15 protein-coding genes and 1 tRNA gene are annotated in these 15,057 nt (G+C 69.7%); 10 read left to right on the top strand and 6 right to left on the bottom strand.

Features of this window, described 5'->3' with window-relative positions; genetic code table 11:
• The first annotated feature begins 143 nt into the window (after nucleotides 1–143).
• From AC2H6A_RS05000 to AC2H6A_RS04960, 9 genes are all read left to right on the top strand, one after another.
• Entirely contained in the window at nucleotides 144–572 is a 429-nt protein-coding gene (locus AC2H6A_RS05000; protein WP_484272040.1) for a type IV pilin protein, read from the top strand.
• A 1-nt stretch (nucleotide 573) separates the two neighbouring features.
• Nucleotides 574–1,197, top strand: coding sequence for a GspH/FimT family pseudopilin (locus tag AC2H6A_RS04995; protein WP_484272039.1), 624 nt, complete (start codon nucleotides 574–576; stop codon nucleotides 1,195–1,197).
• 1 nt (nucleotide 1,198) lies between these two features.
• Nucleotides 1,199–1,738 (top strand): type IV pilus modification PilV family protein, encoded by a 540-nt coding sequence (locus AC2H6A_RS04990; protein WP_484272038.1) that lies wholly within the window; start codon nucleotides 1,199–1,201, stop codon nucleotides 1,736–1,738.
• Nucleotides 1,735–2,964, top strand: coding sequence for a PilW family protein (locus AC2H6A_RS04985; RefSeq protein ID WP_484272037.1), 1,230 nt, complete (start codon nucleotides 1,735–1,737; stop codon nucleotides 2,962–2,964). The genes AC2H6A_RS04990 and AC2H6A_RS04985 overlap by 4 nt, the downstream gene beginning before the upstream one ends.
• A gap of 2 nt (nucleotides 2,965–2,966) precedes the next feature.
• Nucleotides 2,967–3,638, top strand: coding sequence for a pilus assembly PilX family protein (locus AC2H6A_RS04980; RefSeq protein WP_484272036.1), 672 nt, complete (start codon nucleotides 2,967–2,969; stop codon nucleotides 3,636–3,638).
• 68 nt (nucleotides 3,639–3,706) lie between these two features.
• Entirely contained in the window at nucleotides 3,707–7,081 is a 3,375-nt protein-coding gene (locus tag AC2H6A_RS04975) for a pilus assembly protein (RefSeq protein ID WP_484272035.1), read from the top strand.
• A 165-nt stretch (nucleotides 7,082–7,246) separates the two neighbouring features.
• Nucleotides 7,247–7,546 (top strand): hypothetical protein, encoded by a 300-nt coding sequence (locus AC2H6A_RS04970; protein WP_484272034.1) that lies wholly within the window; start codon nucleotides 7,247–7,249, stop codon nucleotides 7,544–7,546.
• A 67-nt stretch (nucleotides 7,547–7,613) separates the two neighbouring features.
• The gene (locus AC2H6A_RS04965) at nucleotides 7,614–8,066 is read left to right on the top strand and encodes a cupin domain-containing protein (protein ID WP_484272033.1); all 453 of its coding nucleotides are present in this window, start codon (nucleotides 7,614–7,616) and stop codon (nucleotides 8,064–8,066) included.
• Between the two features lie 40 nt (nucleotides 8,067–8,106).
• Nucleotides 8,107–9,078 (top strand): Bug family tripartite tricarboxylate transporter substrate binding protein, encoded by a 972-nt coding sequence (locus AC2H6A_RS04960; RefSeq protein ID WP_484272032.1) that lies wholly within the window; start codon nucleotides 8,107–8,109, stop codon nucleotides 9,076–9,078.
• A 79-nt stretch (nucleotides 9,079–9,157) separates the two neighbouring features.
• Here the strand turns inward: AC2H6A_RS04960 and AC2H6A_RS04955 are convergent, their stop codons facing one another.
• The 3 genes from AC2H6A_RS04955 to AC2H6A_RS04945 form a co-directional block, all read right to left on the bottom strand.
• A complete protein-coding gene (locus tag AC2H6A_RS04955; RefSeq protein WP_484272031.1) occupies nucleotides 9,158–10,561 on the bottom strand; it encodes an amidase in 1,404 nt (467 codons plus the stop codon).
• Nucleotides 10,562–10,625: 64 nt separating this feature from the next.
• A tRNA-Thr gene (locus AC2H6A_RS04950) sits at nucleotides 10,626–10,701 on the bottom strand.
• Nucleotides 10,692–11,744 carry a Rossmann-fold NAD(P)-binding domain-containing protein gene (locus AC2H6A_RS04945; protein ID WP_484272030.1) on the bottom strand — a complete coding sequence of 351 codons (1,053 nt, stop codon included), beginning with the start codon at nucleotides 11,742–11,744 and terminating at the stop codon, nucleotides 10,692–10,694. Before AC2H6A_RS04945 ends, AC2H6A_RS04950 begins: the two co-directional genes overlap by 10 nt.
• Nucleotides 11,745–11,776: 32 nt before the next feature.
• On the opposite strand from AC2H6A_RS04945, the gene AC2H6A_RS04940 reads away from it, so the two are divergent.
• Entirely contained in the window at nucleotides 11,777–12,814 is a 1,038-nt protein-coding gene (locus AC2H6A_RS04940) for a CDP-6-deoxy-delta-3,4-glucoseen reductase (protein ID WP_484272029.1), read from the top strand.
• Here AC2H6A_RS04940 and AC2H6A_RS04935 read toward each other — a convergent pair.
• The 3 genes from AC2H6A_RS04935 to AC2H6A_RS04925 are packed head-to-tail and all read right to left on the bottom strand — an operon-like array spanning nucleotide 12,786 to nucleotide 15,052.
• On the bottom strand, nucleotides 12,786–13,541 hold the full coding sequence (locus AC2H6A_RS04935; protein ID WP_484272028.1) for a hypothetical protein: 756 nt from the start codon (nucleotides 13,539–13,541) through the stop codon (nucleotides 12,786–12,788). The two genes, AC2H6A_RS04940 and AC2H6A_RS04935, sit on opposite strands and share 29 nt — an antisense overlap.
• A gap of 13 nt (nucleotides 13,542–13,554) precedes the next feature.
• Nucleotides 13,555–14,283, bottom strand: a complete 729-nt coding sequence (locus tag AC2H6A_RS04930) for an ABC transporter ATP-binding protein (protein WP_484272027.1) — start codon at nucleotides 14,281–14,283, stop codon at nucleotides 13,555–13,557.
• Entirely contained in the window at nucleotides 14,276–15,052 is a 777-nt protein-coding gene (locus tag AC2H6A_RS04925) for an ABC transporter ATP-binding protein (RefSeq protein WP_484272026.1), read from the bottom strand. The genes AC2H6A_RS04930 and AC2H6A_RS04925 overlap by 8 nt, the downstream gene beginning before the upstream one ends.
• Between the last annotated feature and the right edge of the window lie 5 nt (nucleotides 15,053–15,057).

The following is a 15,057-nucleotide window of genomic DNA, read 5'->3' as shown; positions in this document are numbered from 1 at the left end:
CGCCCGGATGGCCAGCCTCCCCAGGCGGCCCGCGCCGCCTGCCTGCCCGCGCCGCCTGTCTGCCCGCGCGGCGGCGTTCGTCGGGCGGGCCGTCCCCCACCCATGACGCGTGCCTAGACTCCCTGTTTGCAAGGAGCGTCGCGATGAGGGGACGGGGTTTCACGCTGATCGAACTGCTGGTCGCCATCACGATCGTGGCCATTCTCACGGCCACGGCCTACCCGGCCTATCGCAATCATGTGATCCGGTCCCAGCTGGTCGATGCCACATCGGCGCTGGCCGATGTCCGCGTGCGCATGGAGCAGTTCTATGCCGACAACCGCACCTATGCCTCCGGCGAGAACTGCGGCGTCAATCCGCTGCCCACGCTCGAGCGCTTCACGCTGAGCTGCACGCTCAGCAACAGCAATCAGGCCTACCTGATCACCGCCACCGGCAACTCCGGCTCGCCGGTGGCCGGGTTCGCGTATTCGATCGACCAGGCCAACACCCGCAAGACCGTCTCGTGGGTGAGCAGCTGGGGCACCCTGCCTGCCACCAAGGACAGCCGCTGGCTGATCAAGAAGGAGTGACATGGCACGCCCCCGCGGCCCGATGACGGGCATGGCCGGCTTCACCATGGTCGAACTCATCATCACCATGCTGATCGCGGTCATCCTGCTGCGCATCGGCATTCCGGCCTTCGGCGAGTGGATGGGCAACCTGCAGATCCGGGCTTCGGCCGAGGGCGTGCTCAATGGTCTGGGCGTGGCCCGTTCCGAGGCGCTCAAGCGCAACGGACGGGTGATGTTCTCGATGGCCGGCACCGATGGCGGCACCACCGGCTGGACGGTGTGTCGGGTGATCGATGGCGGCACCACCTGCGCTGACGACGGCACCATCCAGACCCGTGATGGCGGGGAGGAATCCGGTCGCGCCAGGGCGGGCGCCACCACCGATGTGGCGCTGATCGCATCTTCGGCCTTTGCCACCGCACTCGAGCCGGGTGCGGGCTTTCCGGCGCGGGTGATCTTCGATGGCCGGGGCCGCCCGCTGGTGGCGGCAGACTGGGCCAACACCGTCCGGATCGATCTTCGCAATGCCGCGATGAGCGACACCGAGGAGCGCCGGCTTTCGGTGGTGATCAGCCCGAGCGGCGCGGCCCGCATGTGCGATCCGGGGCTGGCGAGCGACAGTGGTGATCCTCGGGTCTGCTGACATGAACAGTCCGTGCAAGCAGCCCTCGCCGCAGGCCGCAGCCCGGCGGTGCATCGCGCCGCAGGCGGCCGCAAGCCGCAACGCTCGCGGCTTCATGCTGGTCGAAGCCCTGGTGGCGATCCTCGTCTTCTCGCTGGGCATCCTCGGCGTGGTCGGCATGCAGGCCCGCTCGGTGCAGATGATGACCGATGCCACTTTCCGTGCGCAGGCGGCCCAGCATGCATCCGAGCTCATCGCCGAGATGTGGACGGTCGATCCGTCCCGCCTCGCCACCCTCTACAGCAGCGGCAGCACCCCGGTGGGCGCGCGCTACACCCAGTGGAAGGACCGGATCGTGAGCGGGAGCATGGCCTTGCCCGGGGCCTCCGCCAATCTGCCCACGGTCACGGTCACCACCACGCAGACGGCGTATTCCACCGACATCTCCTTCGGCGCCCAGACCGCCACGACGGTGACCGTCACGGTCCGCTGGAGAGCGCCGGGTGCCGCGACCGTGGGCTCCTACACCACCACGGCCATGATCCTGGAGCCGCAGTCATGAGGCAGCGTCGCGGTCAGGCGGGCTTCTCGCTGCTCGAACTGATGGTGGCTACGGTGATCGCCATGGCCTCGGCGGTGGCCATCTTCCAGACCATGTCGGTCAGCGAGGAGCGCCGGCGCAGCACCACCAGCGGCAGCGAGGGCCTGCAGTCGGGCGTCTTCGGCCTGGCGGCGCTCGAGCGTGCGGTGGTCAGCGCGGGCTACAACCTCACCGCCATCAGCGACACCACCTACACCTCGCCGATGCGCGTCATCACGCCGGGCACCGGCTATGTGCTGTCCAAGACCACCCCGCCGCGCCCCGAGATGCATCTGGGCTGCAGCTTCACCCGCGGGGGGACCACCCACCGCGTGGCGCCGATCATCGCCACCGATGGCGGCAACGGCATCGCCTCCGACACGCTCACCATCTTCACCGGCAGCAGCAACACGGTGCCCCTGCCGGTCGCGGTGGTGGGCGTCCTCACCGCGAACGCCACCAGCATTCCGCTGAGCTCGGCCCTGGGCATGGCGATCAATGACTGGGTGCTCATCTACGAGCAGAGCTCGGCGGCCAACCCCGGCACCACCCGTCCGGTGGCGTGCAGCCTTGTCAGGATCACCGCCGTGCCGGCGTCGCCCGGCGTGAGTCCGGCCTCCATCACCGTCGATGCCGGCGTTGCGGCGGACTACACCCAGCCGGTGCTGATCCATCTGGGCGCCACGCCCACGCTGGAGCGCTTCACGGTCGATGCCAGCGGCCGCCTCATGGTCACCAACCTTCTGGCCGGCGGCGCGGCCCAGGTGATTGCCGACAATGTGGTGTCGATGCAGGTGCAGCTTGGCATCGACGTCGGCAATGACGATGTGATCGATGAGTGGATCGATCCGCCGGCCCTGGCCACCTGGTGGCTCAACCCGGCCAATCCGCTGCCCGACAATGTCATCACGACGCTGCCCTTGAACGGCATGCAGCCGGCGCGATCGCTCAACCAGATCAAGGGGGTGCGCATCGGGCTGCTCATTCGCAGCCCCCAGCTCGAGCGCGCGGCCGAGAAGGCTGGTTGCACGGCCACTGCCGATGAGACCCGCCGGGTGCTTCCTGCCCGCGCCGGCAGTGATGACAACAACCTGCCCGCCATGCCCTCCAGCGGCAACTACAGCCTCTCGGGCGATCAGCTCTGCCTGCGCTACAACACCGTGACCACGGTGGTCGGTGTGCGCAATGCGCTGCTGAGCGAGATGTGACCATGCCCGCGCGCTCCACCGCCGGTCGTCCGTTCTCGCCGGACTCGCCTCGCCGGGTGAGGCTGCTCCCCCTGCGTCGGGCGCAGCAGGGCCTGTCGCTGATCGTCGCGCTGGTTTCGCTGGTGGTGATGATCGTGGCCGGCTTCGCGCTCTTCCGCTCGGTGGACAGCGCCAACATGGCGTCGATGAACTACCAGTTCATGCGCAGTGCCGAGCAGAACGCCGACATGGCCTTCAACGACGCGATCCTCGCCTTCATGCAGTCGCATCCCACCGCGGCACTCAATGTGATGGACCGCAACACCGACCAGCCGACCATCTCGTACTACGCCAGCCAGCGCGACCAGAACGCCGACGGCATACCGCTGCCGCTGGCCCAGCTCTCGGCACCCGCCTGGAACGCCGATGGCACGGCCTCCAGCGAGTGGCCGGGCGAGGCGGTTGATGCGCCCTCGCGGCAGATGCGCCGCTACCTGATCGAGCGGCTGTGTACGGCCACCGGCCCCGCCACGGCGGCCAACTGCCGGCTCTATGAATACCGCTATCCGCGCAACTGCATGACCAACTGCGGCGCTGCCGTCTCGGAGTGGCTGCCCTTCGTGCGGATCACGGTCCGCATCGACGGCCCGAAAAATTCGGTGGCCTACGCGCAGATGTTTCTGAAGGGTGACTGACCGTGGCTGAGGCTGTGCAGGCGAGGTTCGGGCAAGGGAAACGCGGCTGGCGGTATGCCAGCCGAGGCATGCTGATCGGCGCACTGGCGGTGCTGATCCAGGGGCCGGGTGCCGCGCCTGCGGTGGCCCAGACCGTGCCGGCGCTGGAAGACCAGCCGCTGTTCACGATGAACTCGGTCAAGCCCAACCTGATGCTGACCTTCGACAACTCAGGGTCGATGGATTTTCAGTTTGCCCCGATGGGGACTTCTTCCGGTAGCGGCAGCCGCTGCTACCAGAACAGCAGCTACAACCGGCTCTACTACAACCCCGCCGTCACCTATCTGCCGCCGGTCAATGCCGACGGCACCCGCTGGCCGAACGCCAGCTACACCAGTGCCTGGCCCAATGGATTCCTCCCCACCGGTTATGGCAGCAACCTGAATCTGAGCACACAGTTTCCGTCGAGCTACGGAACCACGTCGCCCATGAACAGCGGCACCTATTCCGCCGGCGGCGGTGCGGGCACGGGCGGCCACTACTATGCCTACACCGGCACTTCGCCGGCGGTGCCGGTGGTAGGCACCTGCTACCCGAACAGCAGCTACACCCGGGTGGACCTGAACTCCGCCACCGAGGCGCAGAAGACCAACTTTGCCAACTGGTACAGCTACTACCGCACCCGGCTGCTGGCCATGAAGACCGCGCTGGGTGAGGCCTTCCGGGCAGTGGACAGCAGCTTCCGGGTGGGGCTCTACACCATCAACAATGCCTCCAGCACCGACGGCAACGGCGCCTTCATCGCGCTTGACACCTTCAGCGACAGTGGGGGCAGCACTTTCCGCACCGACTGGTACAACCGGCTCTACGGTCTCTGGACCTCCGGCGGCACGCCGCTGCGCCACGCCTTGCAGCAGGTGGGCGAGTACTACAAGGCGGCCACCAGCCCGGCCGGTGGCACGATCGCCGACCCCATCCAGTACAGCTGCCAGCAGCACTACAACCTGTTGACCACCGACGGCGAGTGGAACGGCGCCGGCGCCTCAGGCCTGGTGGGCTCCAAGAATTACGACGACACGCTGCCCAATGCCACCGAACTGCTCAATGTGCTGAATGCGGAGCTGCGCACGAACCTGAAGGCAGGAGACCCCTGGCCGCGCCCCTACCGCGAAAAGCCCGGCAGCAACTCCGCCAACACCCTGGCCGACATCGCCGCCTACTACTGGCTGACCGATCTGCGGCCCACCCTGGCCAACAATGTGTTCACCTCCTCGGCGGACCCGGCGAAATGGCAGCACATGGTCACCTTCGGGCTGGCCTTCGCTGCCCAGGGCACCATCGCCTACCCCAACGGCATCACCGCCATCCGCAACGGCACGGCCGACTGGCCCACTCCTGTTGCCGAGGCCGCCTCGGCGGTCGATGATCTCTGGCACGCAGCGGTGAACTCCCGTGGCCAGTTCTTCAGCGTGGCCTCCCCCCAGGAACTCACCGACGCGCTTGCGCGCGCGATCACCGAGATCAAGACCCGCGAGGGTTCGGGCTCGGGGGCTGTGCTTACCGGCAGCGACCTGCTGTTCGTGCCCACCATGGCCTTCCGCGCGATCTACAAGTCGGGCGAGTGGACCGGCGATGTGCAGATGCGCGGTGTCAGTCCCACCACCGGCGAGATCTCCGCGTCGGCAACCTGGTCTGCTGCCGACAGGCTCGGCGAGCAACTCGCCGGCACCGGCTGGAACAGCGGCCGCAAGATCGTCACCCGCACCGGATCCGCGTTGACCGACACCGCGGTGCGCTTTCGGCCCACCGACTTCGGCGGCAGCACCATCACCAGCACCCAGCAGGCTACGCTCTCGTCGGATGCCGGTACCGCGAAGAACATCCTGAATTACCTGCGCGGCGACAGCAGCCTGGAAGACACGCTGGCCGAGACCCGGCAGTTCCGCCGACGCTCGAAGATGCTTGCCGACATCGTCAATTCCGAGCCGCGCTGGGTCGGCAAGCCCAACCAGAGCCTGAGTGACACCTTCCACGCCGGCTACAGCACCTTTGTGACGGCCAACACGGACGGCAGCGGCCGCGGCAACAAGCCAACGCTCTATGTCGGCTCCAACGGCGGGATGCTGCACGCCATCGATGCCTCCGACAGCGCCTCCGGCGGCACCGAGCGCTGGGCCTATGTGCCCAGCTTCATGTTCCGCAGCGGCGTTGATGGTCTGGCTGGCCTGAGCTACCGCGAGACCGATACGCTGCCCAACAAGTTCTCGCATCGCTACCGGGTGGATGGCACGCCCACCGTGCGCGACATCAAGTGGCCGAATGATTCCACCAAGTGCGGCACCCGCGCAGGCACCTGGGGCACCCTCCTGGTCTCGGGACTGAACAAGGGAGGCAAGGGCTACTTCGCCCTCGATGTCACCTCGCCGGATGCCAGCAGCGAGGATGACCTGCGCAGCAAGGTGCTCTGGGAGTTCGACGGCAGCGGCACCAACGCGGGGGGCACCACCAAGGTGGGCTTTTCCTACGGCCAGCCGCTGGTGATCTGGACCAAGGCGGGCTGGCTGGTGGCTGTGTCGTCGGGTTACCAGAATGACGGCTCGGGCCAGATCTGGTTGCTGCATCCGTGCACTGGTGAGGTCGTGAAGCGGCTGGCCACCGAGAGCGGCACCGCCACCAACCCGGTCGGCCTGGCCCAGATGGAGGGGTACTACCAGGACGATGCCGAGCAACTGGTGCTGCAGATCTACGCCACCGACCTGAAGGGCAACCTCTGGCGCTGGGATCTCTCGGATCCCGCGAATCTCAGTGGCGCCACGTCTGCGCTCGCAGGCACCAAGCTCATCAATGTTGGCGCACCCATCACCACCGCGCCCGCGGTGGCGATCAATCCGCGGGAACCCACCGAACGCTGGGTGACCTTCGGTACGGGCCGGCTGCTGTCGGCCTCGGATGTCAGCTCCCCTCTCACCGGCACCTTTTTCGGTGTCAAGGATGGCGGCCCGGTCACCCCCGGCACATTCAGCAGTGCGTTGGCCGTGTCCGATCTCGTCAACGCCTCCGGCGGCCCGGTGACGGTGGGGCCCGGCACCAAGGGCTGGTACATGACCATGCTGACAGGAGCGCAGATCGTGACGGCGCCCCACATCGCACGCGGGGTGGTCATCTGGGCCGCCACGAAGCCCAGCGACGATGCCTGCAGCCCGGGCGCCAACTCCTACATCTATGCCCGCGATCTCGGCTCGGGCGTCACGCGCATGCGCAACAACTCGGCATCGGTCAGCGTGGCCGCGCCGGTGACCAAGCTGCAGACCGCGCTGGGCACGGGCACTGCCACCCCCACCAGCAGCCAGCGCAACCTTGTGGTCATCGGCTCCTCTTCAAACGCCGATGTGCTGATCGATGTGAGCCTGCGCGTGGTGCTCTCGGGCGGGCGCAGCAACCTGCGCTTCATCAACCCGCGCTAGCGGGTAGGCCCCGGCGCGCGTCTTCCTCCGGGCGCGCGCAGCCGCCCCTGGGCATCCATCCGCTTCGATGCGCGTCCAGGTGCCCGGGACGAAGATGCCCCTCAAGTTTTCGGGTGGCATGCCGATAAGCAGAAGTCGATGTCTGCGAATCGGATCGCCTCCCCCATGCCTGTCAGCCCTGATGACTGCGCCTTTCCGGCCGAGCTTGCCCGTCGTCTCGCAGCCCAGGCCGAGCTCCTTGCCCTGAGCGCCGCCCAGGAAGCCTCCCGCTTTCCACTGATCGGCCCCGAGCTGCTCGATCTGGCCGATCAGGCCCGCGATCTGGTTCGCCTGGGCACCTCCCTGGCCGAACGCCAGGACGGGTTCTCGCGGGCGGTGGCCCAGGCCGGGCGCGTGATCGATGAAGGCCTTGCCGACTGGCAGGGATTCGATCTGCCCGATGGACCTGCCTGGCTTCCACACTGAGCAGGGCGGCGGTTACAGTTCGGCGTGACCGGCCCGCCGGGCCGGCGCAGATCACGGACGCGCTGACATGCCGCTGCAGAACATCAAGCCGATCAACGACCAGCTTGCCGACATCATCGTCCGTGCCGACGAGCCCTGGATCGAGACCTCCCCGGGCATGGCCTGGACCAAGGTGCTCTGGACCGGCCCCGAGACCGGGCGCTGGGTGGCGCTCTACCGCTGGAAGAAGGGCTTCGTTGCCCCGCCGCACAAGCATCTGTCGGACGCCCATACCTATGTCCTGAAGGGCCGTCTGCAGGTTCGCGACGGCATCCTCGAGGCCGGCGACTACGACTACGAACCCAACGGTGTGCTTCATGGCGCCACCACGGCGCTCGAGGACACCGAGTACCTGTTCGTCTGCGAAGGTCCGGTGGTCTTCTTCGACGAGAACGGCATCACCGCCTACAAGGGCTGGGAGGAGCTGCAGCGTCTGAAGGACTCGGCCCGGCGCACATCGGCGGCCGACGCGCCGGTCTGACGCACGCCGGCTCGCATTGTCTCGACTCGCGGAGAACGCCATGACCCGATGGTTCGGCCGCCTGGCGGCCCTGCTTGTGCTGGTCCTGCTGCCGGCGCATCAGGCGCTTGCCCAGGCATGGCCCTCGAGGCCGGTGCGCATCATCGTGCCCTATCCACCGGGCGGTCAGACCGACATCGTCTCGCGCTGGCTCGGCGAGCGGCTGCAGGCCGCGCTTGGCGTGCCCTTCGTGGTCGAGAACCGACCGGGCGCGCAGGGCATCCTGGGCATCGGTGCCACGCGGCAGGCCGCGCCCGACGGCTACACCATCGCCTATGCCAACCTCTCGAACCTGATCATCAACAAGTTCGCCTACACGCGCCTGCCCTATGACGCGCCTGACGACTTCGAGATGGTCAGCCAGATCGGGCTGTCATCGCTGGGCATGATCGTGCCCTCGTCCACCGGCATGAAGAGCGTGGACGACTTCGTTCGCCATGTGCGGGCCAATCCCGGCAAGGCCACCTTTGCGTCCTTCGGGGCGGGCAGCAGCTCGCATCTGTACGGCGAGATGCTCAAGGGCGCGGCCCGGATCGACATGGTGCATGTGCCCTACAAGGGCGCGGGCCCGGCGGTGCAGGACATCATCGGCGGGCAGGCCACCATGGGCATCCATGACTTCGCCTCCACCGGGCCGTTCATCCAGTCAGGTCGGGCCACGCTGCTGGCGGTCACCGGTCCGAAACGCTGGCCGCTCTATCCCGAGGTTCGGACCTTTGCCGAGCAGGGCTACCCGCTGGACCTCGCCGGCTGGAACGGGATCATCGCGCCCAAGGGCACGCCCCGGGCGATCATCGAGCGCCTGAGCACCGAGATCAACCGCGCCATCCAGTCGCCCGACGGCCGGGCGCGCATGCTCGAGATGGGCCTGCTGGCCACCGGCACCACGCCCGCGGAATTCGCCGACATCGTGCGCCGTGACACCCCGCGCTGGGGCGAGGTGTTCAAGGCATCGGGGGTGGCGCCGCAGTAGCGCCGACGCAGACCCGTCGGGGCCGCCCCATTCCTGTCCGGCCGGCGCGGCCGGGGCGCCTTGCCCCCGGGGGCCCGGCTCAGGCCACCGGCGGGCGTCGGGCGTGCCAGTCACTCACGGTCTGGAAGGCGCGTCCGGCCCGCACCAGCAGGTCTTCGCGCAGCGCCCCGGCCACCAGCTGCACCCCCAGCGGCATGCCCTCGGGCGTGCAGCCTGCGGGCAGGGTGAGCGTGGGCTGACCCGACATGTCGAAGGGCACCGTGAAGCGCTGCAGACGCTGCCGGTAGTCGGGCTCGGTGCGCAGCGCCGCGATGCGCGCGAGGCTGGGCGCGGCAAACGGGATCACCGGGGTGAGCAGCAGATCGATGCCGGCCATCAGCGTGTGCATGCGGCCGGTGAACTCGGCACGCGCCAGCAGGAGGCGCTGGTAGTCGGCGCCGCTGAGCGCCAGCCCGGTGTCGAGCAGCGTGGCCAGCATCGGGCCGTACTCGGCCCGGCGCGCGGGCCAGGTGTCGGCATGGGCCACCGCCGCCTCGACGCCGCAGTGCGGCACCCAGGCGGCCACCACGGCCGCCACCGGCGGCATGCGCACCGGCACGAGGCTGGCGCCCAGTCCGGCGAAGCTGCGCGCGGCATCCTGGAAGGCGCGGGCCACCTCGGGCTCGGCGCCTTCGAGCGCATAGGTCTCGTCGATGCCGATGCGCAGCCCGCCAAGATGCTGGCCGTCGCCGGCCAGATAGTCGGGCACCGGCGCGGGCAGGGCGGTGGGATCGAGCGGGTCGGCGCCGGCAATGGCGCCGAGCATCAGGCCGCAGTCGGCCGCGCTGCGGGCCATCGGGCCAAGGTGGTCGAGCGAGGCGGCAAGCTCGAAGGCGCCGTGGCGCGAGACCCGACCCCAGGTGGGCTTCAGGCCGGTCACGCCATTGGCCACCGCGGGGTAGCGGATGGACCCGCCGGTGTCGGTGCCGATGGCGCCGTGGCACAGCGCCGCAGCCACCGCCACGCCCGAGCCGCTGGAGGACACGCCCGTCCAGGCCGCGGCGTCCCAGGGGTTGAGCGGCGCGGTGATCTCGGGATGGTGGGCGCTGAAGGCGCCTTCGGTCATCTGCAGCTTGCCGAGCAGCACCGCGCCGGCCTCGCGCAGACGGCGCACCACCGTGCCGTCAGTGGCTGGGCGGAAGTCCTGGTGGATGGTGGTGCCGGCGGCGGTCACGATGCCCTCGGTCCAGCACAGATCCTTCACGGCCACCGGCACGCCGTGCAGCGGCCCGAGAGCCTCGCCGCGGGCCTGACGCTGGTCGGCCGCGCGGGCCTGGGCAAGCGCCAGTTCCGGGGTGGTGCGGGCGTAGGCACGCAGGGAGGGATCGACGCGCGTGATCCGGCGCAGCATGGCCTCGGTAGCCTCGAAGGCCGAGAGCCGTCGCGCCCGGATGGCGTCAGCCAGCGAGTGCAGGCCCATCCATGCGATGTCGTCGTCGCTCATGTGCGGGATCCTTGAATGACAACGGGGATCGGCAGCCGTGAAGCTGCCGATCCCCGTCTGGAGATGGTGCCGGAGATAGGAGTCGAACCTACGACCTTCGCATTACGAATGCGCTGCTCTACCAACTGAGCTACACCGGCCGTGCTGAAGAAGGCGATGACTCTAGCACAGGCCCGAAGGCCTCGGCGAGGGTGTGCGCCACCGTGGGATAGCGCAGGCGCAGACGAAGCTCCTGCTTCAGGCGCCGATTGCGCAGGCGCCGCGACTCGCTCATGAACGACAGCATCATCGGCGAGACGCGTGCGGCGAGCTCGGCGGCCGGCACCCGGGGCGGGCGGGGCAGGCCGGCGGCATCGGCCACCAGGTCGAAGTACTCGCCCATGCGCAGGTCGCTGTCGTCCACGGCATGCACCACCCGGCCCGGTCGGCCGCGCCACAGGGCGGCCAGACCGATGCGGGCGAGGTCGTCGGCGTGGATGTGGTTGGTGAAGACATCGTCCTGCGCCTGCAGGGCCGGCAGGCCCTGGCGCAGGCGTGCGAGCGGCAGCCTGTCATGGGCATAGATGCCCGGCACCCTCAGCACGCTGGCCCGCGCGCCGCGCCGCGCCGCTGCCCGCCAGAGCCCTTCGGCGGCCACCCGGCGCTGCGCCCGCGGATTGGCCGGGGCCACCGGCCGGGTTTCATCGAACTGCGCGCCGGCGCAGTCGCCGTAGACCCCGGTGGTGCTGATGTAGACCCAGCGCGCGCCGGCCAGCGGGCCCGGTGCGGATCGGGCGTCACCCCCGCCGTGCCGGAACGGCCGCCGGCCCGATCGGCCACCCGCCCCCCCCGAGCGCACCGTGCTCGGGCCGCCGCCTGGCGGGCGCGACAGCGCCGCGATCAGCCGTCGGGTGCGGGGGTCATGGCCGCCCTCGGCAGGCGGCGGGGCGAGGTGGATCACCCTGCCGCACCAGGCCGCGAGCCGCGGCAGTCGGGTGTCGAGGTCCAGGCGCAGCGGCACGATGCCCTGGGCGCGCAGCGCGCCGGCGTGCTCGGGGTTTCGCAGGGTGCCGATGGCGCGCAGGCCGCGGGCGGCGAGCCGCGCGCCGATCCGCTGGCCGACATCGCCGCAGCCGGCCAGCAGCACGGTAGCGCGCCGCAGCCGACGGGGCAGCGCGCGATAAACTCGGGGGCTTCGCGTCATCGCGCCATTATCGCCCTGCCGAGAGTCTCCTCATGGCCTTCACTGTCACCGTCCAGCCCAGCGGCAAGCAGTTCCAGGCCGATGCCGGCGAATGCATTCTCGACGCGGCGCTGCGCCACTCGGTCATCCTGCCCTATGGCTGCAAGAACGGCGCCTGCGGGTCCTGCAAGGCGCGCGTGATCGACGGGCAGGTGGCGCAGGGAGCCCATCATGCGGCTGCGCTGCGCGATGCCGAGGCCACCCGCGGCTTCGCGCTGATGTGCTGCGCCTCGGCGCTCTCCGACCTGACCATCGAGGCGCGGGTGGTGGCCGCGGCCGGCGATCTCCCGGTTCGCCGCATGCCCTGCCGCGTGTCCTCCATCACCCTCGAGGCGCCCGATGTCGCGGTGCTGCGCCTGCAGCTGCCGGCCAACGAGCGGCTGCAGTTCCTCGCCGGCCAGTACATCGAGCTCATCCTGAAGGACGGCACGCGTCGCAGCTATTCCATGGCCTGTGCCCCGCATGCGGCCGAGCAGCTCGAACTGCATGTGCGGCACATGCCCGGTGGCCGCTTCACCGACACGGTGTTCGGCAAGACGCAGCCGGCGCTGCGCGAGCGCGACATCCTGCGCTTCGAGGGGCCGATGGGCACCTTCTTCCTGCGCGAGGACAGCACGCGGCCGATCGTGCTGCTGGCCAGCGGCACGGGCTTCGCGCCCATCCAGGCGATCATCGAGCACGCCATCCACAAGGGCGTCTCGCGCCCGATCTCGCTCTACTGGGGCGGGCGCCGGCCCCGGGATCTCTACCGTGCCGGGCAGTGCGCGCGCTGGCTCGATCAGTTGCCCAGCCTGCGCTGGGTGCCGGTGGTGTCCGAGGCCCTGCCCGAGGACCACTGGCAGGGCCGTGAAGGGCTGGTGCACAAGGCGGTGATGGCCGATTTCCCCGATCTCTCGGGCCACCAGGTCTATGCCTGCGGCGCGCCCTTGATGGTCGAGGCGGCGCGCGCCGACTTCACCCGGGTATGCGGTCTGCCGCCCGAGGAGTTCTTTGCCGACGCCTTCACGAGCGCGGCCGACGCCGCAGCGTAGCCAGCTGCGCCAGCAGCGCAGCGAGCACCGCAACCGCGAAGCCGGCCGCTGTCCCGGCCGAGGGCAGCAGCACCGCGGCCACCCAGCAGAAGGCTGCGAAGGACAGCAGGCCGCGCGCGAGACCCCGCAGCAGCGTGGCGGTGTAGGCCGGCCCTTGCGTGCGGTGAGAGAAACCCGCCAGCACGATGCTCATCATGGGGAACACCGCGAGCAGGCCGCTCCAGCGCGGGCCGGCACTGGCCGCGGCCTGGGTCACCACCAGGCTGAGCAGGGCGCCAGCAACCATGCGCAGGGCGAGTTCGCGACGGTCGGATGCCGGTGCGGGGCCGGACTCGGCTGCGGGCGGGAACAGCCGCGGCGCAAGCAGCCACGACGCGCCGGCGAGCATGGCCGACAGGGTGAGTGATTCCGGCAGCAGCGACAGGCCCCAGGCCACGATCATCCAGGTGGCCAGCGCCGCGACCACCGCCACCGGCCAGTGCGCGACCCGTGCGGCATGGGCATAGGCCGCCGTCACCGCCACCGTGCTCACCACCGCCATGAGTGATCCGCCGGCAGCCCGGGCGGCGAAGTCCGCGCCCTGCTCGATGGCGATGAAGCCCAGGATGGGCCCGGTGACGATCGGCAGTCCGGCCAGCCAGCCGCCCATCGACGGCCCCCAGCGTCGCGCCGCCAGGGACACCAGCAGCAGGAAGCCCGGAACGAGGAAGAGCTTCAGCGCGAGCACCGCGCCCCGCGACTCATTCCCCGCCGGCCTCGCCGAGGTAGGCGGCGCGCACCCGCGGATCGCTCAGCAGCCGGTCGGCCTGATCGCTCATGACGATCAGGCCCGAGTCCATGACATAGCCCCGGTGGGCGGCCTTCAGCGCCAGGCGCGCGTTCTGCTCGACCAGCAGCAGGGTCACGCCCTCGGCAGCCACAGTGCGCACCACCTCGAACACCGTCTGCACCATGATCGGCGACAGGCCCATGCTCGGCTCGTCGAGCAGCAGCAGCGTGGGCCGGCTCATCAGGGCGCGGGCCATGGCGAGCATCTGCTGCTCGCCGCCGGAGAGTGTGCCGGCGAGCTGGCCGGCGCGCTCCTTCAGGCGCGGGAAGATGCCGAACATGCGATCGACATCGCGGGCGATGCCGGCGGCGTCGCGCCGCGTGTAGGCCCCCATCAGCAGGTTCTCGGTGATGCTCATGCGCGCGAACACACCGCGGCCCTCGGGCACCATCGCCAGCCCGCGCTCGACCAGCCTGTGCGCCGGCATGCCGCGGATCGACTCGCCGCGGTAGCGCACCTCGCCCGCCGACCAGGGCAGCGAGCCGGTGACGGCCTTCAGGGTGGTGGTCTTGCCGGCGCCGTTGGCACCGATCAGCGCGACCAGCTCGCCCGGCATCACGGTCAGGTCGATGCCCTTGACCGCCTGGATGCCGCCATAGGCCACGGACAGCCCGCTCAGCTGCAGCAGCGGCTCAGTCATGGCCATCCCCGAGATAGGCGCGGATGACGGCCGGGTCGGCCCGCACCTGCGCCGGCGGCCCCTCGGCGATGCGCCGGCCCTGATCGAGCACGCAGACCCGGTCGCACAGGCCCATCACCAGCTTCACATCATGCTCGATCAGCAGGATGGTGCTGCCGTCGGCGCGGATGCTCTCGAGCAGCGCGCGCAGGCCGAGCTTTTCGGTGGCATTCATGCCGGCAGCCGGCTCGTCCAGAGCGAGCAGCCGCGGTTCGGTGGCCAGGGCGCGCGCGATCTCCAGGCGCCGCTGGTCACCATAGGACAGCGTGCGCGCGCGGAACTGGGCATAGCGCGCGATGCCGACATAGTCGAGCAGCGCGAGCGCGCGGCTGCGGATCGCCTGTTCCTCGGCGCGCTCGGCGCGGGTCTTGAACACCGCGCCCCAGACTCCGGCGCGGGTGCGCACATGGCGCCCGACCATCACATTCTCGAGGACGGTCATCTCGCCGAACAGGCGGATGTTCTGGAAGGTGCGGGCGATGCCGGCGCGCGCTACGGCGTGGACCGCGGTGGGCTGGTAGTCGCGGCCGGCCAGCCGGAAGCGCCCGGCGTCGGGCGCATACAGACCGGTGATCACATTGAAGAAGGTGGTCTTGCCGGCGCCGTTGGGGCCGATCAGGCCGTAGATCTGGCCCGGCGCGATCTCCAGGCCGACATCGGACAGGGCCTGCAGGCCGCCGAAACGCTTGCTCACGCCCTCCACCGACAGCAGCGGCCCGGCCTCGCTCATGCGCG

The organism is Quisquiliibacterium sp., from assembly GCF_982640115.1.
This window is presented reverse-complemented; position numbering and strand designations above follow the sequence as displayed.